The following is a 26,180-nucleotide window of genomic DNA, read 5'->3' as shown; positions in this document are numbered from 1 at the left end:
ATCTCCTCCTATTCCGCTTGCGCAATGAGTGCTTTAATTTCATCACTTTTTGGCATTGCATCCGATGAACTATGCTTACTAACCACAATAGATGCCGCTGCACTTCCATATTTAAGTGCTGTGTCGATACTGTCACCATTAAATAAGCCATATAAAAAAGCGGATGCGTAAGAATCACCTGCGCCAAATGTTTTTAGAACTTTTGTTTTATACGCTTTTGTTTGGAAAGTTTCACCTGCTTTTGTATAGGCGAAAGATCCGTCTACTCCATGCTTAATCACGACAATTTCTGCTTGATGTTGGAATAAATTGTTTTTCGTTGTTTGATTGTTACCACCAGCTTGGTTTTCCATCCGATCGAATTCGTCGCGCGTTCCAATAATGATGTCAGACTGCTCAGCGACGAGCGAATAATATACCGCTGTTTCTGCTTCGTTGTTCCATGTATAAGGCCGATAATCCAGTTCAAAAGCTACTACGACTTCATTTTTCCGTGCTAGACTTACTGCTTTTAAGACCGCCTCTCGTGATGGACTTTGCGCTAAGGCAGTTCCAGATACGAGTAGTAAACGCGCATCTTTAATATAATTCTCAGAAACTTCAGCTGGTTCTAAATACAGGTCTGCCACATTCTCGCGATACATTAAAATATTGCACTCGTCTGGGCTTTTGATTTCCGTAAAAGCTAGACCAACTTTGCGTCCTTCTGTATCTTTTACTATACCATCAGTATTAATCGTCAAATCATGCATATATTTTTCGATATAACATCCGTGTTGATCATCAGAAATTTTACCGATAAAACCTACTTTTAGTCCAAGTTTTGCCGTTCCAATTGCAATATTAGCTGGAGAACCACCTACATATTTTGAAAAAGTCATCGTTTCTTCCATTGGTCGATTGTATTCTATGGCATTTAAATCGATACAAGCACGCCCTACTGTAATTAAGTCCAATTTCCGTTCGCTATGTTTGTTTAAATCCATGCTAACATCCTCCTTTTAATCTCTATCTAAAATCCATTCGTGGTCCGGGTCATTGTGAAATTTCCAGATACGCTTTGGTCCAGCCATTACGTTTAAATAGTAGGAATCATAGCCATCTGGAACTCCGACTGGATGATATCCTGCTGGGACAATGACTGCATTCCCATGTTCCACTGCCATTGTTTCATCAAGCACACGGTCATCCGTATAAACTCGCTGAAATACAAAACCTTGTTGTGGGTTGATTTCATGATAATAGCTTTCTTCCAAAAGTGATTCCGCGGGTAAATTGTCTTGATCGTGTTTGTGCGGTGGATAGCTCGAAAAATTTCCTCCATCAGTATAGACTTCAACAACAAGCAAACTAGTCGCAATTTCGCTCGTATCAGGAAGGATATTGTGTACGAGTCGTTTATTTTGGTATTTACCGCGATGCTCAATGAAATTATCACTTGCTTGAATGAGAGTTGTTGGTAATTTTTGAGTGACTGGCGCATAACAAAGTGCCACACATGCTTTCTCGGAGATTCCTCTAATAGAAAAGCTTTTACCACCTGAAATATAGACACTATCAGTTGGAATTTTTTCAAAAACACTATTTCGGGTGCCAATTTGGGCGAAGGTATTTCCGCCTTCGTTGATTGTCACTTTTCCAGTAAGGATGACCGCACAGCATTCTAATTCAGCAAGTTGTTCTTCATATAAAGCATCTTGTTCTAGTTCTATCATTCGAAATCCTACATATCTCAATGGTTCATTTATATCATGAATCAACTTCACACCAGACATGATAGTGTTATTCATCGGTTTTCGCAAAAGTTGTGTCATTGTCTCATCCTCCTATTCTTCGTAGCCTTTTAACGAATATCTAGCGGTTACAACTTTTTTATGTGTATAAAAATCTACGCTATCTTTGCCGTTCGCATGCAGTGTTCCATAAAACGATGATTTCCAACCCGAGAACGGGAAAAATGCCATTGGCGCTGGTACACCCAAATTCACACCAAGCATTCCGGCATCTATTTTTTCTCTAAAGTAGCGAATGGCTTTGGCATTATTAGTGAAAATACAAGCGCCGTTTGCAAATTCAGATTTATTCGCAATTTCCACTGCTTCTTGCAAGTTTTTCACGCGAATAACCGACAATACTGGTGCAAAAATTTCTTCTTTCCAAACGGTCATATCGGTTGTCACTTCTTCTAAAATCGTTGGACCCACAAAATACCCCTCCGAAATTTCGGTTTCGCGACCATCTACAGTTAACTTCGCGCCCTCTGCTATACCTTTTTCGATGTAAGCGAGCGTCCGTTTTTGATTTTCTTCGCGTATGACAGGGCCGAGGAATACACCGTCATCTAATCCGTTACCGATTTTCACATTTCGCGCAGCAATTCGAAGCGCTTCCAAAAATTCGTCGGCAATTCCTTCCTCTACGGTTACAACTGCGCACGCCATACAGCGCTCTCCTGCAGACCCAAACGCCGCGGAAATAACATTGGTCACAGTGTCTTCAAGGTCGGCGTCATTTAAAACTATCGTATGGTTTTTCGCGCCAGTTAGAGCTTGCACTCGTTTCAAATTTGCATTCCCTGTTTTATAAACGTATTCGCCGACTGGTTTTGATCCGACAAAAGAAACCGCTTTAATTTTATCGCTTTCTAAAATACCATTCACGACATCATGCGCACCGTAAACGACATTGAAAACTCCTTTTGGAAGTCCTGCTTCAGAAAAGAGTCCGACTAACTTCTCCATTAATAGTGGTGTTCGTTCGGAAGGCTTCAAAATGAACGTATTTCCAAGCGCGATTGCCATCGGAAACATCCAACAAGGTACCATCATTGGGAAGTTAAATGGCGTAATTCCACCAACAACACCAACTGGATAACGATAATTTGCTGCTTCTACATCGGTTGCAATCGATGCCAGCGAATCCCCCATCATCAGTGTCGGTGCTCCAGCTGCAAACTCCACATTTTCAATTCCACGCTGAACTTCCCCTCGCGCTTCTGATAAATTTTTTCCGTTTTCTAAAGTAATCAATCTAGCTAATTCTTCTTTATGTTGAATGAGCAACTGTTGGAATGAAAATAGAACTCGAGCTCGTCTCGGTACAGCCATCTGACTCCATTTTCCAAAGGCTTTTTCGGAAATCTCTGCTGCTTCATCTAGTTCCGCACGTGTAGAAATCGGTACTTGGCACAACACTTCTCCAGTTGCCGGATTAATGACATCTTCATATTTTCCCGTCTTACTCGATACCCATTCGCCATTCACATAGTTCTTCAATTTCCGTACTTTTGTCATCTATCTATCCCTCCACTTCCATTACTCACAACTTAACCGAAAGTCGCTTATACACTCATCTTAAGGCAATAATTTTGGCTAGTCAATTTAATTTTTGTCACTCACTTAACCATAAAAAGTCATAACAAATAAGATTGTGAGTATGTGTGATAAATGGATGAATAAAATCAACTTTAAATATCTACTCGAAACTTTTTTGGGAAAACAAGTAAAGTTGGCTTTACATTTCTCTCGTTTTATTTTAAACTGTTTGTAAAGATATCCTTGCTAGGTGGTGATTATTTGAAAGTTATAAATCGAGTTAAAACGTTACGCGAAGAAAGAGGGATTGCGCAAAATGATTTAGCTTCGATATTAGAGGTTTCAAGGCAGACCATTCACGCAATCGAAAAAGGGAAATATAATCCAAGTCTAGAGCTTAGTTTGAAGATAGCTAAGTATTTTGAGTTAGCGGTAGAAGAGATATTTCAGCTAGAGAAGGAGTAGGGATGAGCAAGTATCGACTTATGAGAATAGTTAGTATGATTTTAATAACAGTATCTGCTTTTTTAATTATGCCTATTGCAAATGGAGAGCAACCTCTTACGGAAAATAGTCTTTTGGACTTATTCGTTATAGTTGCAATCGGAGTATTCTTCTCCATTTTCATTTTTAAAGAAACCTTTGAGAAACAATATAAAAAAGAGAAGTCAGAAAAAGATGAGAGATATTTTAGAAATAGAAATACATTTTCATTTTACTTTATTATCATATCAGCCATATTAGTACCAATACTTTTGACTGTTTTAAGTACCCAAAAAAAGGTACAAGTATCGCTTTCAAGTCTTGCTATTGGTTATATTGTCATCTGCTTTTTCTATATGTTTTGTTTAGAAATTATCCAAAGAAAAGCATAAAAAAACACCCCGACACCAAAAATCAATTTGGCGCTGGGGTGTTTTTCCTTATTTTGCTACAACTGGAATATAAATCGTAAAGTCTGCTTCTCTGAGATCTTCCAAGTTAAATGAACCAGCAATTGCAACGTCACTGCTCTGGCTAACTTCGCCGTATGCTCCACCGATGAAGCCGTCAAGTGCTGGGCGGTCTGTTTCGCTCGTTACGAATTTAGCGTATTTTCCTGCTGGGACGCTAAAAGTTGTATCGCCTGTGCCATCCACACTTGCAACGATATAATATTGTAAACCATCAAGGCTTGCATTAATGCCTACGTAGTCTTTCTCATTTTTTGCAAATTTTGTAAAGGCAGATTCTTTAATTTCACTCATTGGTCCAAAACCTTTTTGTGGATCAAATTCAGGGATTTCGGATTTAGTTCCAGTAAATGTTTCTGCTTTTAATTCAACAATTTCAAATGCCATAATATTTCCCTCCAAAAAGTTACTTAACTTTGATATGATGTAACTATAACACGTAAATGATGACAACTGTCTGTCATCATTCGAAAATAAAGGAGAACAAAAATGAAAATCGAGCGGCTTATTGGTATTATTATGCTACTTTTACAGCGAGAATTAGTCAGTGCTTCTGAAATGGCGGAAATGTTCGAAGTTTCTAAGCGAACTATTTTCCGCGACATTGACACGTTATCGATGGCAAATATCCCGATTTACACGATTGCAGGAACAAAAGGCGGTATTGGGATTATGCCAACCTACAAAGTCGATAAGAAGCTCCTGACAACAGAAGATTTGCAGGCCATTATTACCAGCTTGGATGGCATGGAACAGCTCCTTTCTTCCATCGAAACAAAGAAAACTTTGCAGAAAATGAAAAATATGCTCGACCCGACAAGCGAATCTTTTGCAAGTTCTATTTCGGTAGATTTCTCCAATTTAACTACAAAAAGTGATTCAAATTCCCAAGTGGAAAAACTATACTTAGCGATTAAAAAACGCCAACTTGTAGAACTCTGCTATATTGACCGAAGCGGGAATCAAACTATCCGGAAAACAGAGCCTTATCACCTCCTTTTTAGGAATCGTTCTTGGTATTTGCAAGGTTACAGTTTGGAGCGCAGCGACTTTCGAACTTTTAAACTATCGCGAATTGTTGAGTTTAGCGTGCTGGCAGAGACTTTTGAAGCCCGTCCATTTGCTGTTAAACCTATTGGCCCCATTCCCTCACAGCCCCACTTTTTAATGCATGAAGTCTCGCTTATTGTTGACAAAATCGCCCGCGAACAAATCGTTGAGCGTTTTAATTTGGTAGAAATTAAACGACATGACGCTGAACACTTTTTTGCAAAAGTAACGCTGCCTGATCACGAGGCTGGTTATCGCTTTATTTTGCAGCTAGGAACGCATGTAACCATTCAAAATCGTGATGACTTTTATGCTAATTTTGTTGCTTACTTAAACGAAATCCAAGGAAAATATCTATAAAAATGGCTCTGCTAAAATTTTTTAGCAGAGCCATTAGTTGGTTAATCTTTATATTTATAATCCAAATCTTGATAAGCTGTTTGGTAATGCCCGCCATCAGCTACTTCTGAATGATAAAGTGCTTTTAAAGCGAAACTTTTTTCTAAATCCATTTCTTTCATTAGCTTTTGAAGGCGTTCTTGAAGATCCACGCTATCTTTTACAAGCTCTTTCATTTGTGATTTTACATATTTCATCGTAATTCCGCTCCTTTTCACATATTATAACACTTTCTAGCTCGATAAAAAAGGAGTGCGACATGACGTCACACTCCTTTTGCAATTTCTTAACCAATTAATTCCATTGCACGGTCAAGAACAGCTGCCCCGTTCACACGTCCGTAATCAAGCATATTGATTACTTCGACAGGAATTTTTCCACCGACTACTTTTTCGGTGTTTCCTTTTAAATAGCCAACTTGAGGGCCAAGTAAAATGACATCTGCTTTTTCCCAGTTTTCGTGTAATTCGGCGTCGGATACAGCCCAAATATTCGCTTCAATTCCTTGTTCTGTTCCGGCTGTTTTCATTTTTTCTACTAAGAAACTTGTTGACATACCAGCGTTACATACTAATAAAATATTTTTCATGAGTTAAACTTCCTCTCTTATTTTTCTTCTGCTTTTTGTGCTGTAGCAAATGCGACTTTTTCATCCATGCGCAAGAACGGTAGATAGATAAAGACGGTCACTACAATGATAATTATTTGTAAAACAGACGCTCGCCAGTCTCCACCAGTTGCCAGGAAACCTGAAATAATAGGCGGTGTCGTCCATGGGGTTTGCACAACGACATGATTAATCCAACCAGCTGCGGTCGCATAATACGCTGTTGTTAGTGAGAAAATCGGTGCAAGTACAAATGGAATAATTAGTAACGGATTGAAAACGATTGGTAGTCCAAAGATAATTGGTTCACTAATGTTGAAAAGAGAAGGCGCCGCAGACAATTTGGAAATATCTTTATAGTCTTTTCGTTTCCCAAAGATGAAAATAGCAATTAATAAGCCAATCGTATTTCCTGATCCACCCATAACAGCAAAAGTGTCTTTAAATGCCATGTTGATAATATGGGGGATTTCTTGATGATTCGCATAGGCAACCATGTTTTCTTGCATATTTTGTAGTAAAAACGGATCTAGTAACGGTCCAGAAATAACGGCTTGGTGAATACCTAAACCAAAGAATAGATTGGCGATAGAAGTAATAAGCAAGAATCCTGGCAGACTTGTCGTTACATAACTAAGTGGTTTCGTAATAATTGTCGTTACTAACGTATTAAAGTCCATGCTGAAAATTTGGTTGACCGCGAATGATACAACCGAGAAAATAATCACCGTAATCATAATTGGAATTAATACATTAAATGACTTAATCACAGCTGGTGGAATATTTCCGGTTAAATTGATTTGCATCCGTTTGTTTTTGGATAGTTTAATGAATAAATCCGTTGCAATCAAGCCAACGATAATTCCGACGAACATGCCAGCTGCACCAGTATAGCTAACAGGGATAACATTTGGAACTTCGATGGATTTAGTTGCTCCTTCTGGAAGAAAGGTTGTCGCAATCGGTGTCACCACAATGAAAGAAGATAGAGCAACTAAAATTGGGGCAATCACATTTTTATAGCCACGGTTTAAACATAAGTGGTACGAAATTGCGACAGTTACAAGTAACGTAATAACACTTAGCGTTCCGTTCCCAATCGAGATCCCGATTTCTTGCCAGGTTCTGAGTGTGTCAGGGTTAACAATCTTGCCCATAAAGCCAGTTGGTTCTAAAATAACATAATTGATTAGCGTTACAAAACCAGCCAAAATCATAAATGGCATAATACTCGCAAAAGCATCACGCAAGGAACGCAAATGAATCTGTCCCCCGAGCTTTTGTGCTACATTAATAAACCCATTAACAATCGACTTTTTTTTCGACTCTGCCATCAGTTATTTCCTCCCTTTTTAGTCCCTACAATCTTGCTTGTTTCATACTCAAAGCCATTAGCATCACTCATTTTTTTATAAAACTCGCCACTTTTTTTCATCGTCCGCTTGCCAGTTTTTACATCTAGCGAAACTAACCCGTAACGATTTTTATACGCATTAATCCATGACCAGCAATCAATAAATGTCCATAAGTGATAACCCTTAATATCACAACCTTCTTGGATCGCTTGATGTACGTATGCTAGGTGATCTTTGACAAACTCAATCCGGTAATCATCTTCAATTTGACCTTCTGCATTTAGGAAGCGTTCTTCACTCGCAACACCCATCCCATTTTCGGAAATAAAGGATTCGATATTACCGTAATTATCACGAATATCTATACATAAATCATAAATACCACGTTCATAAATTTCCCAACCGCGATAAATATTCATTCGTTTGCCAGGCATATTATGTGGTTCAAAAAACCAATCCGGTAAAAATGGGCTCTTCTCATTGATAGCAGTAAGACGAGCTTTAACACGTCGCGGTTCATAATAATTCAAACCAAGAATTTGTGCCGTATTTTCTTTAATGGTAACCAAATCAGCTTCTGTATATTCCGGCATTTGGTCATATTCGCGCATGATTTCAACTAATTTTGCTGGGAAAGTCCCTTTAACCATTGGATCTAGGAAACTTCTCGTATAAAAAGCATCACAGATTTCTGCAGCTTCTAGATCATATGCATTTTGGCTACGCGGATAAGTAGGACTAAGATTTAAAATCACACCTATTTTCGAAGTTAAATTTAATTTTTTGAATGCTTTAATCGCTAGGGCATGGGCTAAAATAGTATTAAAACCAGCTTGTGCCCCTCGTTTGAAATCAATTTGATTCGGATAATGGAAATCTTCTAAATAACCACCAAGAATTGGTCCAAGTGGCTCATTGAACGTAAACCAGTGGTAAACTAAATCGCCAAATTCTTTAAAACAAGTATCTGCAAAATGAACATAGGCATCAACGACTTCCCTTGATTCCCAACCACCCGCATCTTGAAGTGCAACTGGCATATCGAAATGATATAAGTTCGCAAATGGTTTGATACCGTTTTCATTCATTTCAGTAAGTAAATCACGATAAAATGCAATTGCCTTTGGGTTTACTTCTCCAACGCCGTCACTAGGAAACATCCGCGCCCATGAAATCGAAATCCGGAACGAGTTATGTCCTGTTTTCTTCATCCACTGCACATCTTCTTTGAAGCGATTAAAATGATCGGTTGTAACTTCTGATCCTATACCTTCGTAAAAGCGATTCGGTTCTGTTTCAAACCAATGCTCCCAAACAGTCTTTGCTTTTCCAGTGTCGCCGCGGCCTTCTGCTTGTTCTGCAGACCATGCAGAGCCCCACCAGAAGTCTTTTGGAAATGTTAATAATTCTTTCATGTTTTATGGCCTCCCTTTTGTCAAAATAAATATAGCATACATTTATTTAAAAAACAATACTTTTAAAAAAAGATATATACTTTTAGTTATAGAGATACCTTTTATCAAAAGTATATGATATACTATCTTTATTACATGAGAAAAGGAGCCAATAAAATGTCGGGAATGGCTAAATACATGGAAATATACATAGATATCCGTGATAAAATTAACCAAAATAAATATACGATTAATGAAAAATTACCGGATGGAGATACGTTGGCTCGTGAATATGGTTGCAGTAAGCTTACCGTCAAAAAAGCACTGGATATGCTTGTTCAAGAAGGGATGATTATTAGGCGTCGCGGGGCTGGTACTTTCGTGAAATCTCACTCGACAAACGGCGGCGAATTAGCTCTCGGACCGATGGCTGGGCTTGTAAATACCTTTGGAAAAGACAATATTAAGTCAAAAGTTATTTTATTCTCGATTGAAAAGCCTTCAAAGGAAGTAGCCGAAAAACTAGAAATGCAAGATGACTATATTTACCGAATAATTCGGATGAGGGAGGTTGGTCATAAAGCATATTCGATTGAACACACCTATATGCCACTAGCGATTATTCCAGGACTAGAACCACGCCACTTAGAAGACTCGATTTATAACTATATTCGAGAAGATTTGAAATTAAAAATGCAGAGTGCGCATGTTTGGGTTCGAGGTGATAAATCGAACCAAGAGGATAGCAAGTTGCTCGAGTTGGAAGAACCTACCTTTATGATGGAAATTGAGAAACTCGCTCATTTGGAGGACGGGCGTGTTTTTGAATATTCGATTACGCGACATACGTATGAATCGTTTGTGTTTGAGACGGTTTTTGTGCAGAATTAATAAAAAACAGCGACTCCCAAATTATTGAGAATCGCTGTTTTTCTGCTATATCTTCTTCACAAATTCTGATTTCAGTTTCATTGGACCAAAACCATCAATCTTACAATCAATATCATGGTCGCCGTCAACTAGGCGGATATTTTTTACTTTGGTTCCCATTTTAATTGGGTTTGATGCGCCTTTTACTTTTAAGTCTTTGATGACAGTAACGGAATCGCCATCTGTAAGGATGTTACCGTTAGAATCTTTGAATACTTTCTCTTCTTGCGTTTCTGCTACTGCACTCCATTCATGCCCGCATTCTGGGCAGATTAGGAGTCCGCGGTCTTCGTAAGCATATTCTGAATTACATTCTGGGCAATTTGGTAATTTTGGCATTTTGCTTGTTCCTCCGATTGTTGTTTTAATCTTCTAATTCGACATTATGATATACTTTTTGAACGTCTTCTAGGTCTTCTAAAGCATCAATTAGTTTCTCGAATTTTTCTAAATCCTCTCCTGCTAATTGAATGTCGTTTTGAGGGATCATTTCGATTTCAGCTACTGTAAATTCTTCCATTCCCGCCGCTTTTAATCCTTCTTGAACTTTGTGGAAATCTTCTGGTTCCGCATAAACAATCGCTTGTCCATCTTCATCTGAAATATCACGAACATCAATATCTGCTTCCATTAAAAGTTCAAGCAGTTCGTCGGCGTCTTTACCTTCCACACCGAAAATCGCGGTATTATCAAACATATAAGCAACGGAGCCACTAACGCCCATATTACCACCATTTTTACTATAAGCAGCACGTACATCAGAGGCAGTTCGGTTTACATTATTTGTTAACGCATCGACAATAATCATCGAACCATTTGGACCAAAGCCTTCATAGCGTAGTTCGGAATACGTTTCGTCGCCAGTTCCTTTTGCTTTTTCGATAGCACGATCAATAATATGTTTTGGTACATTGTATGTTTTTGCACGTTCGATAACAAAGCGTAATTTTTGGTTGGAATGTGGATCTGGGTCGCCTGATTTAGCCGCTACATATATTTCAATACCAAATTTTGCATAGATACGACTATTTGTTTTATCTTTTGACGCTTTTTTCTCTTTAATATTTGCCCATTTACGGCCCATATTACCACTCTCTTTCTGAATTGGAGTTTTTCTCTTGTCTCTGTACTATTATAAGTGTAAGCACGTGATTTGTTAAGTGGAATTTTAGTTATATTTATTAAAAGTGACTACTTGTGGCATTTTTCAGGTCAAAAAGCTTGTCTAAAAAGAAATACGGAATCATTTCACCAGTGGCGCTTAAATTTTCGAGTTCTTCTTTCGTCACAAATCGAGCGTCCGCTACTTCTTCTTGTTGTAATTTTAAGTCACTCAGTTTGATGTTTGTTGTAACGAACCAGTAATCATCGAAACCATAGTCAAAATGAAAACTGAATTTAGCGCGCGCCTTACTTAAATCTAGTTTGATTCCTAGTTCTTCTTGGACTTCTCGTTCGGCTGCTTGTTGACTCGTTTCACCTTTTAATGCTGAACCTGCGGCAGATAAATCCCAATATCCTGGCCAAGACTCTTTATCTTTTTGGCGCTTTTGGATGAGTAATTGATTTTTTTCGTTAAAAATACACACATGAATAACCAAATGAAGCTCGCCTGGCTGCATTTTTTCCCCGCGAATGTGCGTTTTACCCGTTATTTGGCGCTGATTATCGTATAAGTCCCACTTTTCCATGCAAATGCCTCCTTTTGTTCAGTATTATTGTATCAAAAAAGTCTAAGGCACGAAAACCTTAGACTAAAGTAATTTTTCTATATAAGTAGTTAATACAAACAAGTAATTTGATGAGCTTTAAACTGTTTTTCGACTTCAGCATCTAATTTAAAATCAGTAATTAAATAATCTATATCATGGCACGCTAAGCTTTGATGCATAAATTTATGCCCGACTTTTTCTTCGGTTACAAGTAAAACGAGCTCGCTAGACTGACGCCTGAAAGCTTGCTTAATTAAGGCTTCTCCTTCATGGGTTTCAGTTGCTCCAGTATCATAATCTACTCCGCGACAAGAAACAAAAGCAATATCTGCATTATACGTAAGTGCATCATTATATGCTTTTGCTCCATTGACCGTGTAACGCTTTGTTAAAATCGATCCGCCTAAAATACTAACTCGTGCACTAGTGAATTCTGATAACATCGAGGCAGTCATTACACCATTAGTAATAATCTGCAATCCTTCAAATTTACTTAAAACATCAATTAAATACAGCGATGTCGAGCTAGAGTCTAAGAAAATCACCATATCATCACGAATAAGTGATTTGGCAATATCAGCAATCCTTATTTTGTTTGTTTCATTACTTCGCTCGTTCATTTTCATCAAGTAAGGCAAATCAATTTTTTTGTTATCAATAATCATTGCCCCGCCTCTAGTTCGCCTCACGAGCCCTTCTTTCTCAAGCTCTACTAAATCGCGCTTCACTGTTGCTTCACTATAATTAACTAGTTCCACCAAATCAATAATCCGCATAAATTGTTCTACTTTTAAGCGGTTAACTATTTTCAGTTGGCGCTCTTTCGCTGTACTTAACATGTTTTTCACTCCTCAAAGGGCAAAAGTGCTCCAATAAGCACTTTCGCCCTTGCAATTAGTATTTATCTGCTTGTCCGACTGTATTTAAAATGTTTAATTTATGTCTCACTACTTCTTTTACTTTTTCGTTTGCGGACGGATACACTTGGTTCGGTTCATACATTTCAGGATTTTTAATGAGCACTTGACGAATTTCCTCAAAAAAGACACTTTTCAGATCCGAGCTAAGATTTACTTTCCTAACGCCATACTGGACGGATTCGCTTACTTCTTTATCCGGATTTCCTGACCCCCCGTGAAGTACAAAAGGAATATCCAACCGTTTATTCAATTCTTTTAAAAGCGGCATGTTGAGTTCCGGCTTTTTATCTTTAGGATAGAGACCATGTGCCGTTCCAATCGCAACTGCTAGAGTGTCGATACCTGTTCTTTTCACAAAATCTTCTGCTTGATCTGGGTCAGTATAAACAATTGTATCCGCCCCACCTTCAGCAGACCCATTATTACCAATTGTCCCCAGTTCGGCTTCTACAGATACGCCTACTTTATGCGCAAGAGAGACCACTTCTTTTGTTAACGCAATATTATCTTCGTAGTCCGCTCTAGAAGCATCAATCATAACTGATGTATAGCCGTTTCTAATTGCTCGCATAACATCTTGAATGGTTCCACCGTGATCCATATGAATTACAACAGGAACTTTACTTCTAAGCGCGTATTCACGTACCGTCGCGACAAAATTATCACCAAGATAAGCAATCTCATCGGGATGGATTTCAATAATAACGGGTGCATTACTTTCTTCTACTTGTTCCATTACTGCTTTTAACATATCAAAACTACAGATATTAAATGCTGGTACCGCAAATTGATGTTCTTTTCCTACTTTTAATAAATCTTTCATTGTATATAACATTATAGCATCTCCCCTTTATTTTTTCGTTTATTTACTGGTGTTTTTAATAATCCTACTGAAACTGCAGTCACGATTGTTCCTGCTACGATTGCAATAATATACATAAATAGATGGTCAATAACATTAGGAATGAACATTACCCAAATGCCACCATGTGGAGCAAGTGAAGTTACTCCCGCACCCATCGAAATAGCTGCTGCTGTTGCTGAGCCTAACATAAGACTAGGGATAACTCGAAGTGGATCTGCGACTGCGAACGGGATAGCCCCTTCCGTAATGTATGATGCCCCTAATACCCAACAAGAATTTCCTGCTGTTTTTTCTTCTGTTGTAAATTTATTTCTAAAAAGTAGCGTTGCAAGTGCTAGACCAAGTGGTGGAACCATACCTGCTGCCATACATGCGGCAATTGGTGCTGTAACCCCGGCCGTCATAAGCCCGATGGAGAAAGTAGAGATAGATTTATTTATAGGTCCACCCATATCTGCTGCCATCATCACTCCAATAAGAAGTCCAAATAAAACACCAGATGTTTCACCAAGACCATTTAGCCAACTTGTAAGCGCATCTAGCACCCAAGCAATTGGTGTATCAATAACAAATACCATCGCCAAACCAACTATTGTAATAGCTAGAAGTGGTACAACAATCAACTGATAAATAGAAGCAAGTGATTTTGTAACATTCACTTTATTAGCAAAGAAGTGAGCTACATAACCTGCCAAAATACCACCAATCATTCCGCCAAGAAAACCAGATCCTCCAGCTGTTGCAAGTGTTCCGGCAACAAGTCCAGGAGCAAAACCAGCCCTCCCTGCGACTGATACGGAAATTCCGGCAGCAAGTGCTGGAACCATTAATGCAAATGCGGTATCTCCACCTATTTTAGAAAACGCTGCTGCAATTGCATTATAGGAAGCAGAATCTGGATTGGCAGCATCAATACCGAAAGCAAAACTAATTGCGATTAGTATTCCACCCGCGATAACAAATGGTAGCATATAGTTAACACCATTCATAAAATGATTATAAAGACTTGCTTTTGGTGGCTGTTCAGAATTACTTAAACTGCTTTCTGCTGAATAATTTATTAGTCCTTTTTCTGCAATGACTTCCTTAATTATGACATCTGCTTCTTTAATTGCTCTAGAAGTAGATACTCTTTTTACTTTCTTTCCAGCAAATCTAGCTGTATCAATTTCTTTATCAACCGCTAAAATAACATAATCAGCTGATGCAATATCTTCTTTCGTTAGAACATTTTCAACTTTTGCTCCTTGAGTCTCTATTTTCACTTCATAACCAAGGTCTTCTGCTGTTTTAGTTAACTTTTCAGCAGACATGTACGTATGAGCAATGCCAGTGGGACAAGCTGTAACACCAACTATTTTCATGTAAAACGCCTCCCTATTCTGATAAAATTGTCATAATCTCTTGTTCGTTTTTTGATTTTTTTAACTTTTCAATAAATTCGTCATTCATTAATTTCCTTGAAAGGTTACTTAATATTTCTAAATGTGTGTCTGCTGCCTTTTTTGGGACTCCAATAATAAAACTGCATTCAATTGGTGCATCATCTAGTCCAAAATAATCGGTCATAACATCCGAATGAACAAAAACAATCAAAGGTTCTTTCACATATTTACTCTTTGTATGAGGAATACCAAATCCAGACTCAATTCCTGTCGAAGTTTCCTCTTCTCGTTTATACAAGTCACGTATAAATTTCTTTTGATTCGTTATAGCCCCTTCTTCACCTAGTACATTCGCTACTTTTTCAAATAATAATTGCTTGGTTTGAATACTAGTATCAAAAATAATCCGACTTTCATTTATCAAATTTGATATGTCCATCCTCTACATCCTCTCTTAACGAAGTAAGCGCTTCCCTCATTTGATTACACTATATCACGTTGAACGAAATCATTCAACAAAATGCGCTAATTATGCAAATTGTTCATTTTAAGGCTAATTTTGGATGTTTATTTGAACGAAATCATTCAAATGCAGGTTTAAAATCTTTTAATTGAGATTATTTATACATTTTGAATGGTTCTCCCATAAACAGTTTCTCCAATTAACTATTGTCACGCACACACAAAATAAAAACTTACATCTGCATAATTTGCGCAAATGTAAGTTTTTATTTCTTTTTCACTATTTTTATACTTTCATTCAATTGATGTTAAGAAAAATGTCTTTGTGGTGTCCCTGTTTGTTTTTTTAATAGTTTTGTTCTTTTTTTATCTTTATAAACATAGGCATCATTTCTATATTGCCATTTATTCGCATATTGTTTTATTGTTAAGTATGCTGTTTTATTCAAGAAATCATGAACAGCCCCGTATGCAGAAATTCCTCCCATGTAACCTGCTATGCCTTTTATTTTTAAGAAACTCAAACCTATCACAACCATCTGAGTACTGAGTCTGTTGACTTTAATCATAGTAGCAGTTACATGCCTAGTTGTTACGTACTTCATTGCACCACTAGAACTTGCTCTCAATAATTTAGGCTGTGTTTCCTTTTCCTCAGTTACAGTGATTGTTCCAACATTTTCGCCACCAGCTACAATATTAGATTTAATTGTATTACCAGCTTGTTTTTGATTATACTCTACTTCAGTTATTTGACCATTTTCTTCCATTATTTCTGCTTTTTTATCCTGAGTATCTATTTCAACATTACTTTCCACCTTAGTTTCTTTATCCAGAAATGTAAAACTATTATCATCACTTTGCTTTATTAAAACATTAGTATCCGAATATACTACTTCATGCTTGTTGCTAGCTTTTGAATTCATCGGAGTAACCATAGAAACCATCAATGCACATACAATAACGGATACAAACATTTTTTTCATTTTATTTCCTCCTAGATGTATGATTTTTTGTAGCATTTCTAAATAGGATAAGTGATAAAATTAAAAACACCGAACAAATTGACAATACCATGTCCGAAATCATATTCATAAGATACGTAACACTTAAAATGATCATTAACATGATAATGATTGGATAAAATATCCATTTTGCCTTCAATTCTTAACCTCCTTTCACTTATAGTTAATTACAAAAAAAGTATAACACGTAAACCAAATGTATAACTAAAAATGTAATGAAATGTCCGATTCTCGTCATGAACGACAGAATTTGCCCGAATTTATTATATTTTCCACCACGATTTGAATATTTTGCACCGTTTTTCTTAAAAAACACACAGCTTGAGTAATTATTCACATTAGTATACATTACTTACTAAAATTGTCATCAAAAAGTTAAATAGTTCACTTATTTATGTTTATATTTAAAACTCTGCTGCATATAAGATTATATTTATACAAATGCATTCATTTCTGAATCTCCTCCCAGAAACTTTGGAATCTATTTTTTCCAAGTATCTAGTTGACAATGAGCGGTTTGAACAATCTTGGGAGCTTTTTTATAACTATCACCACAAAAAAATACCGCAAGATTCTCTCGCGGCATTTTTCCTTATTTACAAGCTTCGACGCCTTTTTCCAAAATTTCCATTTGCAGTAGCGTTTCTTCGTCTGTTACTTGCTTCGGTTTTCCATTTATAATGGCTTCATAGAGATCATCGTACACACGACCATAATCGCCCACTTCGGAAATGACTTTCTCCTCATGCCATACTCCCGCATCATCCACATAAGTTAATGTGCCGTAATGCTCTGGTAAATCAATTCCAAAATCTTTATGACTCGGCATATAAAATAGTTTTAGATGTTCTTCTTGGCGATCTTTTGTTTCTTTCGTGAACATTCCTTTTTTACCATACAAAACAAAGCTTGGACGAGCCTTAATTCGGAAATAGCTTGATTTTACGGAGACTTTGGTAATTCCGTAATAAAAATCAAGGTCAAAATAGTCGTTCATTCGGCCTTTTCCGAGTAATTGACGAACATCATAATGAATATCGTCTGGTTTTCCGAAGTAAGAAAGTACTTGGTCGATGGTATGGCAACCGTGACCGTATAAGTAACTATCATAAAACTTAAATTCATGGACAGATTCAGGAATTTCTGGTCGGAAATAATCGTAATGCATTTCCACTTCCAAAAGTTCGCCTAGTTTTCCGCTTTCAATCACTTTTTGAGCCGTTAAAAAGTCAGAGTCAAAGCGGCGATTTTGATAGCATTGAACCATTAAACCGCGCTCTTTTGCTAGTTCAAAAATTTCTTTCGCTTCTGCATACGTCATCATAAATGGTTTTTCAACTAGGACGTTTTTGCCATTTTCTAACACCTTTTTAGCATATTCAAAATGGGAACTTTGTGTGGTAGAAATCGTGATTAACTTGATTTCTGGGTCTGTCAAAAGCTCCTCTAAATCTGTAGTGTAATGTACTCCTTCAATTTTGTCCCAAGTGGCAGTTTTTGGATTGCGATTATAAATCGTCTTCACTTGGATATTTTCGCGTTCTAGAATAAATGGCAGATGGTATCTGTTGGTGCTTTTCCCATTACCAATAAAACCCATTTTCAACATAATGGTTCCTCCTTTTATTTTAACAAGTGGCAAAGGCTATGACTGTTGTGTGGGAACTGCCAATGATCATTCGGATATGTACTTTTTTCGACTTTAGCCGATTCATCCTCACTTACTCATAATACTATAAATCCTTTACCGCAAACAAATTCTAGCAACTAAAAAGCCTGCGAAAACACTTATTAAAAAGTGGCTCCGCAAGCTTTTCTAATCACAAACTATTGCTCAGGAATTATTATTGTTCTTTTACAAATTCAGCTGATTTATCGCCAGCTTGACGACCAAAAATAATGATTTCAGCTACTGAGTTACCACCGATACGATTTTCTCCGTGCAAGCCCCCTGTTACTTCCCCTGCAGCGAACAATCCGGTAATTGGTTTACCATCTTTATCTAAAACTTCTGTATTAGTGTTAATTTTCACGCCACCCATTGTGTAGTGAATTCCTGGTCCGATTTTGATTGCATAGTATGGCGCTTTGGACAAGTCGTTTTCCATTCCTGTAGTTCTGCCAAATGCTTCGTCATTTTTGTTTTTCACGCTAGCATTCCAAGTATCTAACGTTTTTGTAAGTTCTTCTTTTGGAACATTGATTTTGCTAGCTAACTCATCAATAGTTGCGCCTTCTTCAACAAAGCCCATTTCATCATATTGAGCAATTGCTTTTACACGATCTTTTACTCCCGAATCAAATATAAGGTAAGCTGATTTTTCAGGTAGTTTGTTGATGGAAGCTGTCACATTATCGCGTGTATCTAATTCATTCCCAAAACGTTTTCCTTCTTGTGAAACTAAAATGGCTCCCTCACCACGTACAGCTTCACCAATCAGATAAGATTTCTCTTGTTGCACTGTTGGGTGGACTTGAATTTGATCCATATCCACGGTTGTGCCACCAAGTTTTTCAATCATTTTGATACCATCACCAGTACTTCCTGCTTGGTTGGTTGTGACATATCCTTTTAAGTCAGGACGTTCTTTTTCAATTAATTCTTTATTTGCTCCGTAGCCACCAGTTGTAACAACAACGGCATCAGAACTAATTGTTTTATCTTCTTTATTATTAAGACGCAACTTTACTCCGGTTACTTTTCCGTCTTTTTGGGTAATTTCTTTTACATCGGCATTTACAAATACTGGAATTTCTTCTTCTTGGACATTTTTTAATAAACCATCTACTAGGTATTTACCAACTGCGGAGCCATCTTCAGGACGATGAGTTCGTTTTACGCTCATTCCCCCAGTGATTGTTAGGTTATTTAATTTAATATCCATGGAATCTAGCCAGTCAATTGCGCTTGCGGAGTTGTCGACGAAGAAACGTAGCATTTCTTTATCATTTGTACCATGGCCGCCAGCTAAGGTTTCTTCGTAAAATTTATCGTTACTATCATTAATTCCTTCTTCTTTTTGGAATTTAGTTTCAGATGCATTCATACCAGAAGAGGCTTTCAATGTATTTCCGCCTGCTTGTGGCATTTTTTCAAGAATTACTGGATTCATCCCTTTAGCTTTTGCTTCTAGTGCTGCGGATAAGCCTGCTCCTGCTGCACCAACTATGACGATATCATATTCTTCTTTTAATTCTGATGGATCTGTGTAACTCGTTTTTGACGCCCCTGATGTTACTTCTGTTTTCTCTTTGTCTTTTGTTTCAGTCTTGTCGCTTTTACTTGTGTTGTTGCTACCACAGCCTGCGATGACTAATGCAAGTGATAGTAGCAAGATAAGTGTTATTGATAACCTTTTTTTCATTTTTGTACCTCCACTTTTTTGGTAAAAATTCTCCTTGCCTCAATAGTTTGTGATTATATTAACATATTATAGCATTAACAGAGACATCTTTATAGGTCATCAGAAGGATTTGTTAAAGTAAGAAAAAGAGGAATTTACAGACTTCTTTTAAAAATAACAAATCTTCTCAGTAACTACTCCTCATTAATTCAACAAAGTGATATAATAACAACATCAAATATTAAAGGAGCCTCGCCATATATGATTAATAAATACGAACCATTAAACCTCTACACCAACTTTAAAAATGCTTCTGAGCAGTATCCAGAAATGCCAATTCATTTTGATGAAGAGCTAGTCACTTTTCCAGAATTAGGTTTACATACGACTTACAAAAAATGTGAAGAAGCAATTATTCAAAAAGCGGCCCATCTGCATAAATTTGGTGTCCGAAAAGCCGACAAAGTGATTGTTTATAAATCAGCTAAATTTGATTCTTACGTTTTGGCTGTTGCGATTTCTTACCTTGGCGCTGTGCCGATTATGGTTTCCTCGCATCTTCCAGCGTCTACAATTGATATTTTTGTGAATAGACTTGACGAGCCTTGGTTGCTTTTTGACGGAGAAACTTCTGCTAAAAGTCAGCAATTAAACAATTTGCCAGACGAACGATTGATCAATGCTGAACAATTATTTAAAGCTCCTCTGGGCGACTATATTTGTCCACAAGAAGAACTGCCAAAAGATATGATTGCTTATATGACGCATACTTCCGGCACAACTGGAGTGCCAAAACTAATTGCCCACTCCGCGAATTCGATGGGCTGGAGAACCAAGTATCAACGCCGCATTTTGAATTTCATCAAGCCTCGAGATCTTGTTGCTTTTCATATTTCGCCTGTACATTCTCGTTTTAATATTGGTATTTCTTCCTTGATGTCCCTTGGTTTCCCGTTACTTCCGATTGCCAATCCATCTAAAGAAAACATCACTAAAATCTTGCGCGAATATAAACCATATGTCCTAGAAACTCATCCAAATCATTTTGTCCAATGGGCATCTCTTGCGCGCGAAAAACCAGATGTATTTGAAAGCATTAAATTTTATCATTCTACATTTGATGCGATCAATAAAGAAACGATGGCTACTTTCCTGCGTACCTCTTCTTATAAAAAACCGATTTTCTTACAAATTTATGGTCAAAGTGAATGTGGTCCAATGATTTTACGTGCGCATACATTAAAATCAATTGAAACATTAAATGCGCGTGATATGGGAATTGGTATGCCTGGGCTTACGGAAGTTCGTATTGTCGACCAAGAAGGCACCCCTGTTCCTGCAGGTGTTAGCGGCAATATCCAAATGCTCTCAAAAGGACGTGCACTGACGTATTATAAAGAAGAAGCTCGTTTTGAAGAAAATGTTTACGGTCCTTGGTGGGATAGTGGCGATTATGGCATGAAAGATGAACTCGGTCGCCTGTTCTTGCAAGACCGTCAAGTGGATTTAGTGGAAACAATTGATAGTACACTTGCGATTGAAGATAAATTACTTGATACACTAACTTTCTTAGATGAAGTTGTCATTATCCGTGGTAAAAATGGTAGTCCTCAGCCAATTATCGCTGTTCATGATGATAAAGAAATGAACTGGGATGCTTGGTGGAATGCGGTTTCCGATTTACCACATATGAATGAACCAATCGTGATGAAATATGAAGACATTCCAAGAACAGCCACAATGAAAGTTCAACGCTTACAAATGGAACGCGAACTACAACAATAAGAAAAAAGAGCATTGATTTGTGTATGATACACAAATCAATGCTCTTTCTTTATCCGAATTTTATTTTACTTTTCTAGTTTTACGCATAAATACGAAAATACCAGCTAATAGTAAAGCACCTAAGCCCACTAAAAGACTATTTTCTAAAGCGTTATCCCCTGTTTTAGGTAGGGAATTTTTCGTTGTTACTGTTTTAGCAGGATCTTTTGCTTTAGATTTCATTTCAGTTGTTTTTGCATCCACATGTAAGTTCGTTGGGTCATCTTTCATGGTTGCATTGTTGTCGTTATTGTCGTTATTCTCAGCTGGATTTACAGGTGTTGGTGTGACACTATTATCCGCATTTTTTTCATAAACATAGGTTACGGTTTGTGCTTCATCGCTGAAAGTTCCTGTTGCATTGGCAGGCGTTTCTTTTAAAGTCCAGCCTTCAATCGTTTTGGCTTTTGATGTATAATCCGCATCGACATTTCCACTTAAAGTGGCTTCCTGTGCTAATTCATTTCCATCTGCATCTACATATTTCACCGTCACGTCCGCGCCTACTTGGACATCTGCTATTTTCTTAAATGGAACTTGTAAATTGACATTACCACCATCTTGTTCATAGGTGACCATTTTCGCTAGGTTCTCTTGGTAAGTTGCTTCATCAAATTCATATCCTTCAAAGTTTGCGGCAATTCCATCTAAGTCAAATTGTCTGGCTGTAGCCCCAACTGCTGCTTCAAATTGAGCTGCATCTATATCTCCGTTCAGGTATGCTACCATATTTTCTAATACATCATTCCAAGAAATGTCAGAATCTAATGTGTTATTTCTTAAATCATTATAAGTTGCTCCATTTGCTAAATCACCAAATGTTACGGTGTCTGTTGGTACACCATCTGGGTATGCGTACGATAAGTTGAGTCCTGAATATAGTTCTTGCTTTTTACCATCTACAGAATAGAACGAAATGCCCACAGTTCCTTTGTTTACTTCATTTTGATTTTTTGTATAAGTATATGTTACTGTTTGGTTTGTTTCGCCAAATTGTCCGTTTTGATTACTAGGAAGTTTTGTTTCATCTAATGTATACCCATCAATTGTTTTTGCTTCTGTTGTATACGCTGTGTTTAAATCTCCTTGTTGTGTAGTATCTTCGGCAACCTTTGCGCCGTTTTCATCAACATATTGTACAGTTGCTGTTGACTGGATGTTTACGGTGTATGTGTGTGTTCCACTATTACTAGCGCCATCAGCGTATTCGATAGTAAAGCTGCCAGTACCAGCTTTCGTTGGTGTTCCGGAAAGAACTATATCAGCATATTGATATAATGTGCCGGCTTCATTCATAGGTCCATATTCAACATTATAGTTGATGCCATCTAAGTTGTTTAGTGTTACTTTTACTTCCGTAATATAGGTTCCCCACTCATTATTTGGTAAAGCACTATCTTGGACGTGTAGCGACTTAGTAGTTTCTTCTCCAACCGTTAATTCCAAGTCACTTGTTGCAGCTAATGTTTTATTATTCAGCTTTACTGATGGTGTGACAGTTTCAGTTTGGTTTTGTTTAACAGCATTAACGTTTGTAGCGGCGGAAACTTGAAAAGGTACTTGAACAATCAATGCTGTTCCGAGTAGTAATGCCCCAATTTTACTTATTTTCATTTGATTCGTGCTCCTTCTACTTTTGATTATCTAAGTCTGGCCAAACAAATTACTATTCACATGGTTGCGACTTGACTTCGAAATTATATCAGAGCTGGGCCTTATAGCTATGTAGATACTCCACACCTTTAGCTGTAATATGTGTCGATTTGACGAATTGATTATTTTAATGGAAAACATACTAAGATTAGTAGGTAAGGCCACGGCTATGGTCTTGCCTACTATTTTTTTGTTATAGTAGTTGTGAAGTATAGATCGACTAGCCTCTTGGGCTTCGAGCCCGTATGAAAAACAAGCAGAAATCATGTCTATTCCATTTTTAGAAATGGCTCTATACAATGATTTCTGCTTTTCTATTTTTCGATTTTTATTTCTGAGTTTTAGTTATGTCCCAGCCCCGAAAACGCAACTTTAAAACTAACTAGTACCAACTTAATTGTCAGAAAGGCTCCTAAAAACTGTTCTCTAAAACTCTCTTGATGGAAAATCTTTTGAAATACTCCCCATAAAAAAGCTAAAATCACACTAAGTGAAAAATAGGCAAGGATTGCGAGACCAATGAATTTGGCAGTTTCTATGATAGTTTCCATGGTGTGCTCCTTTTGAGATTTTGTTGTTGTCTCACGCTATAAATCACTTTCTATTTTTAGTGGTGATAAAGTTCAAGGTCTTCGTTTGTATTGCTGCTTCGTTAATACTATCTAACTCGATAAAACACTGTCCATCAGCTTGAAAATCTTCTGCTGAAAGTGCATTTATTATTACTAGATTGTCCGCAACAGACTCAATACTTCCGTTGATATCTTCGCCCCATTCCAAGGCTAATTCCGCTAATTGATGGTTTTTTTGACTCGACATTAAAAACTCTCCCATATCCATATGATTATTTTTGTTCGTTAATTGTGGCGGAGGGCTTGGAGCGGGCTCTAATTCATTGTATTTTGCAAGGTACTTTGAGTCACTTTGAATTTTAAAAATCTGCTCATTCGCTATCAGACGATAACCGTGGAAACGTCCTTCGTGATCATAAGAATCAATCATAATAAACTCGTCGTAAGTTTCTTTTATAAAACCTACGTAGCAGCTTTCCGAATCCTCTATATCAGAGTATATTTCATAGACATTAGCCTGATTTAGTTTTTTTAGGTGTTGTAGTTTCATTTGGTGTGCTCCTTTATTCGTTTTTCAAATCCACTTTAATTAAAGCCGAATGTTTCTAAAAATATATTACTGATTTTTATTCCCAAAAAAATTCCGATTCCGAATACCAACCAAAACAAAAATTTATTTCTGGATTCCAATATAAGGCAAGTAATAATACAAATAACTGTTAAAAATATATAAAGTGTTAGTAACATTGTTAGATTCTCACTTTCAAAAGTAATTTTCAGAAAAAACTTTTATAAATTTTCGATTATAGTGTTTGATTGATTTTTTTGTTTTCCTATATTCTAGAACTATGCAATCATTCTTAAATACTTAATAAATAATATTTTTTAAAATATGCTTCTTTAAAATCTTCTGCTAACGACCCAATAGAAAATACTGCAGATATAGCAAATAGAATTGTAGACTTTCCTTTACTTTTGCTCCATAGTATTAAAATAAGCTCAACACCCAAATTAATAATCTGTACTGCTAAAATTATATAAATATATAATTTTAGTGTATCATTTCCGCTTATGAAAATACCTGTTCCAACTAATAATAACCCTGCAAAAAATATGCTAGCACCTATTTTCTCCAAGATATCTTTATTTGTTTTTGAAAGATAAAGCGGAATAAAACAAATTGCAAATGTAATAAAATTTATCAATGTATCAATAATAAATTCAAGCATGATAGCCTCCTATAACTTCTTATACATCATTACAATTATTTATATCTCTGAATTGCATTTTATATACAATCTTTCGTAAGCACTTCTTTTTAACAACTTGGAAAATTACCATTCATGGGTTAGAAAAGAATATAGAGCCTATGAATAAATAAGATTACATATGCAGGAAAGCAGACAAACACTGTTACCAATGTTAGAACAAACTGTACTTTAAAAGCTTTTTCTTTAAATTTAAAACTAATTATAAAAAGAATTGAAAGGATTGAATATAATATTAATAGTAGTATTCTTAATGTATCCAGCGTATTTCCCCCTCACTGACTAATTTATTATCTCAGAAATAGAACAATGCGAAAAACACAAATAGTAGTTCAAATGTAATCAATGTAAAAAGAAAAGACTTGAATTTACCTTTACCATTCTTATAGGCAATAAGTGCACAGCCTAATAATAAAAGCATCAGAATAGATACTACACCGTTTAAATATGACATAGTCCATCTCCTTGAGTGATTCAAAATAATTTATATACGTTAAAATCTTTTTTTAACCCATCTTTTAATCTTTTTATACCTTTTTACTGTGGCTTTTCTCATACTTTTCCCTTGCTTCCAATGGACTGTATTACTTAGATGTTTTTTAGGATTCTTCTTCAACGACTTCCAATTTGCTTTAGCATTATGACCTATAGATCTCGCAGTTTTTTTAAAAGTTTTCTTATATGTTTTGTACTTAGATTTGTTTTTAAAGAATTTCTTACCCACATTAAGCTTTGAACCTATCCCAAAAACTCTGCCGACTCCTGTCTGTAATATCCCTTTCCCTGCTCCGTATAATGCCTTGCAAGCAACTGTTCGGTATGATATTTTCTTTCCCCTATTTTGCCAAAGATAACTACCTACTTCCCATGCAGCACCAGAAACAGCAGGAACAATCCACCATGCAAGGTTCCCATCAGGATCAATCATCATCACTGGATTATTATTCGCATAATTATACCCATTCATTGTTTGTGGGTCGTCTTCATCGCTAAACGGACTCTGCTATCTGAGTAGACATACTGACGGTCAACCTTACCATCAAGCCTCAAACAATACATCCATACTATTGCCATTAAAGATGTAAGTTGTATAGCGATTTCATTCTAGTTTGGATTTTTTGAATTCAAGTTGAATTTCTCCTGCTATC

At 36.8% G+C, this 26,180-nt stretch carries 26 protein-coding genes and 2 pseudogenes; 5 read left to right on the top strand and 23 right to left on the bottom strand.

Going from position 1 to position 26,180, the window contains the following annotated elements:
- Positions 1-8 precede the first annotated feature (8 nt).
- Genes iolC through iolA form a run of 3 tightly spaced genes read right to left on the bottom strand, consistent with a single transcriptional unit; the run spans position 9 to position 3,293 of the window.
- Positions 9-986, bottom strand: a complete 978-nt coding sequence (gene iolC / locus JL53_RS02265) for a 5-dehydro-2-deoxygluconokinase (RefSeq protein WP_038406633.1) — start codon at positions 984-986, stop codon at positions 9-11.
- Between the two features lie 15 nt (positions 987-1,001).
- The gene (gene iolB, locus JL53_RS02260; protein WP_003718496.1) at positions 1,002-1,814 is read right to left on the bottom strand and encodes a 5-deoxy-glucuronate isomerase; all 813 of its coding nucleotides are present in this window, start codon (positions 1,812-1,814) and stop codon (positions 1,002-1,004) included.
- Positions 1,815-1,826: 12 nt separating this feature from the next.
- Positions 1,827-3,293 (bottom strand): methylmalonate-semialdehyde dehydrogenase, encoded by a 1,467-nt coding sequence (gene iolA, locus JL53_RS02255; protein WP_038406632.1) that lies wholly within the window; start codon positions 3,291-3,293, stop codon positions 1,827-1,829.
- 282 nt (positions 3,294-3,575) lie between these two features.
- On the opposite strand from iolA, the gene JL53_RS02250 reads away from it, so the two are divergent.
- Positions 3,576-3,779 (top strand): helix-turn-helix transcriptional regulator, encoded by a 204-nt coding sequence (locus tag JL53_RS02250; protein ID WP_038406631.1) that lies wholly within the window; start codon positions 3,576-3,578, stop codon positions 3,777-3,779.
- 2 nt (positions 3,780-3,781) lie between these two features.
- Entirely contained in the window at positions 3,782-4,189 is a 408-nt protein-coding gene (locus tag JL53_RS02245) for a hypothetical protein (RefSeq protein WP_038406630.1), read from the top strand.
- A gap of 48 nt (positions 4,190-4,237) precedes the next feature.
- Here JL53_RS02245 and JL53_RS02240 read toward each other — a convergent pair whose 3' ends face one another.
- Positions 4,238-4,654, bottom strand: coding sequence for a GyrI-like domain-containing protein (locus JL53_RS02240; protein ID WP_003718476.1), 417 nt, complete (start codon positions 4,652-4,654; stop codon positions 4,238-4,240).
- Between the two features lie 102 nt (positions 4,655-4,756).
- Here JL53_RS02240 and JL53_RS02235 point away from each other — a divergent pair, with 102 nt between their 5' ends.
- The gene (locus tag JL53_RS02235) at positions 4,757-5,677 is read left to right on the top strand and encodes a helix-turn-helix transcriptional regulator (RefSeq protein WP_038406629.1); all 921 of its coding nucleotides are present in this window, start codon (positions 4,757-4,759) and stop codon (positions 5,675-5,677) included.
- 41 nt (positions 5,678-5,718) lie between these two features.
- Here the strand turns inward: JL53_RS02235 and JL53_RS02230 are convergent, their stop codons facing one another.
- The 4 genes and pseudogenes from JL53_RS02230 to JL53_RS02215 all read right to left on the bottom strand — a co-directional run bounded on the left by JL53_RS02230 (position 5,719) and on the right by JL53_RS02215 (position 9,093).
- Entirely contained in the window at positions 5,719-5,913 is a 195-nt protein-coding gene (locus JL53_RS02230) for a hypothetical protein (RefSeq protein WP_003718474.1), read from the bottom strand.
- An 89-nt stretch (positions 5,914-6,002) separates the two neighbouring features.
- Positions 6,003-6,305 (bottom strand): PTS sugar transporter subunit IIB, encoded by a 303-nt coding sequence (locus tag JL53_RS02225; protein ID WP_003718473.1) that lies wholly within the window; start codon positions 6,303-6,305, stop codon positions 6,003-6,005.
- Positions 6,306-6,322: 17 nt separating this feature from the next.
- On the bottom strand, positions 6,323-7,657 hold the full coding sequence (locus JL53_RS02220) for a PTS sugar transporter subunit IIC (protein WP_003718472.1): 1,335 nt from the start codon (positions 7,655-7,657) through the stop codon (positions 6,323-6,325).
- Positions 7,626-9,093 (bottom strand): annotated as a pseudogene (locus JL53_RS02215) (glycoside hydrolase family 1 protein). The gene JL53_RS02220 and the pseudogene JL53_RS02215 overlap by 32 nt, the downstream one beginning before the upstream one ends.
- Before the next feature lie 156 nt (positions 9,094-9,249).
- Here JL53_RS02215 and JL53_RS02210 point away from each other — a divergent pair.
- The gene (locus tag JL53_RS02210; RefSeq protein WP_038406627.1) at positions 9,250-9,963 is read left to right on the top strand and encodes a GntR family transcriptional regulator; all 714 of its coding nucleotides are present in this window, start codon (positions 9,250-9,252) and stop codon (positions 9,961-9,963) included.
- Between the two features lie 45 nt (positions 9,964-10,008).
- On the opposite strand, the gene JL53_RS02205 is transcribed toward JL53_RS02210, so the two are convergent.
- The 10 genes from JL53_RS02205 to JL53_RS02160 form a co-directional block, all read right to left on the bottom strand.
- A complete protein-coding gene (locus JL53_RS02205) occupies positions 10,009-10,341 on the bottom strand; it encodes a zinc ribbon domain-containing protein YjdM (RefSeq protein ID WP_003718468.1) in 333 nt (110 codons plus the stop codon).
- A 25-nt stretch (positions 10,342-10,366) separates the two neighbouring features.
- Positions 10,367-11,086 carry a YebC/PmpR family DNA-binding transcriptional regulator gene (locus tag JL53_RS02200; RefSeq protein WP_003718467.1) on the bottom strand — a complete coding sequence of 240 codons (720 nt, stop codon included), beginning with the start codon at positions 11,084-11,086 and terminating at the stop codon, positions 10,367-10,369.
- A 97-nt stretch (positions 11,087-11,183) separates the two neighbouring features.
- Entirely contained in the window at positions 11,184-11,693 is a 510-nt protein-coding gene (locus JL53_RS02195; protein ID WP_038406626.1) for an NUDIX hydrolase, read from the bottom strand.
- A gap of 89 nt (positions 11,694-11,782) precedes the next feature.
- Complete coding sequence (locus JL53_RS02190; protein ID WP_038406624.1) at positions 11,783-12,553, bottom strand: DeoR/GlpR family DNA-binding transcription regulator; 771 nt, start codon at positions 12,551-12,553, stop codon at positions 11,783-11,785.
- A gap of 55 nt (positions 12,554-12,608) precedes the next feature.
- On the bottom strand, positions 12,609-13,469 hold the full coding sequence (locus JL53_RS02185; RefSeq protein WP_038406623.1) for a ketose-bisphosphate aldolase: 861 nt from the start codon (positions 13,467-13,469) through the stop codon (positions 12,609-12,611).
- On the bottom strand, positions 13,469-14,863 hold the full coding sequence (locus JL53_RS02180; protein ID WP_038406621.1) for a PTS fructose transporter subunit IIC: 1,395 nt from the start codon (positions 14,861-14,863) through the stop codon (positions 13,469-13,471). The genes JL53_RS02185 and JL53_RS02180 overlap by 1 nt, the downstream gene beginning before the upstream one ends.
- 13 nt (positions 14,864-14,876) lie before the next feature.
- Positions 14,877-15,323: a PTS sugar transporter subunit IIA gene (locus tag JL53_RS02175; RefSeq protein WP_038406620.1), complete on the bottom strand. Its 447-nt coding sequence runs from the start codon at positions 15,321-15,323 to the stop codon at positions 14,877-14,879.
- Positions 15,324-15,654: 331 nt separating this feature from the next.
- The gene (locus tag JL53_RS02170) at positions 15,655-16,332 is read right to left on the bottom strand and encodes a hypothetical protein (RefSeq protein ID WP_038406619.1); all 678 of its coding nucleotides are present in this window, start codon (positions 16,330-16,332) and stop codon (positions 15,655-15,657) included.
- Positions 16,333-16,963: 631 nt separating this feature from the next.
- On the bottom strand, positions 16,964-17,980 hold the full coding sequence (locus JL53_RS02165) for an oxidoreductase (protein ID WP_003718457.1): 1,017 nt from the start codon (positions 17,978-17,980) through the stop codon (positions 16,964-16,966).
- Between the two features lie 235 nt (positions 17,981-18,215).
- Positions 18,216-19,736, bottom strand: coding sequence for a flavocytochrome c (locus JL53_RS02160; RefSeq protein WP_038406618.1), 1,521 nt, complete (start codon positions 19,734-19,736; stop codon positions 18,216-18,218).
- Between the two features lie 240 nt (positions 19,737-19,976).
- Between JL53_RS02160 and JL53_RS02155 the strand changes: the two genes are divergently transcribed.
- A complete protein-coding gene (locus JL53_RS02155; protein ID WP_003718453.1) occupies positions 19,977-21,500 on the top strand; it encodes an AMP-binding protein in 1,524 nt (507 codons plus the stop codon).
- Positions 21,501-21,560: 60 nt separating this feature from the next.
- Here the strand turns inward: JL53_RS02155 and JL53_RS02150 are convergent, their stop codons facing one another.
- From JL53_RS02150 to JL53_RS16085, 5 genes and pseudogenes are all read right to left on the bottom strand, one after another.
- Entirely contained in the window at positions 21,561-23,153 is a 1,593-nt protein-coding gene (locus JL53_RS02150) for a MucBP domain-containing protein (RefSeq protein ID WP_038406617.1), read from the bottom strand.
- 380 nt (positions 23,154-23,533) lie between these two features.
- Complete coding sequence (locus JL53_RS02145) at positions 23,534-23,743, bottom strand: hypothetical protein (protein ID WP_003718452.1); 210 nt, start codon at positions 23,741-23,743, stop codon at positions 23,534-23,536.
- A 43-nt stretch (positions 23,744-23,786) separates the two neighbouring features.
- A complete protein-coding gene (locus tag JL53_RS02140) occupies positions 23,787-24,314 on the bottom strand; it encodes a hypothetical protein (protein WP_052010526.1) in 528 nt (175 codons plus the stop codon).
- Between the two features lie 310 nt (positions 24,315-24,624).
- The gene (locus tag JL53_RS02135; protein WP_003718450.1) at positions 24,625-24,993 is read right to left on the bottom strand and encodes a hypothetical protein; all 369 of its coding nucleotides are present in this window, start codon (positions 24,991-24,993) and stop codon (positions 24,625-24,627) included.
- A gap of 874 nt (positions 24,994-25,867) precedes the next feature.
- Positions 25,868-26,020, bottom strand: a pseudogene (locus JL53_RS16085) (RHS repeat domain-containing protein); the annotation flags it as partial.
- Between the last annotated feature and the right edge of the window lie 160 nt (positions 26,021-26,180).

Source organism: Listeria ivanovii subsp. londoniensis (assembly GCF_000763495.1).
GTDB classification, from domain to species: Bacteria; Bacillota; Bacilli; order Lactobacillales; family Listeriaceae; genus Listeria; species Listeria londoniensis.
The sequence above is the reverse complement of the archived record's forward strand: the minus strand, read 5'-3'. Positions and strand labels throughout refer to the sequence as shown.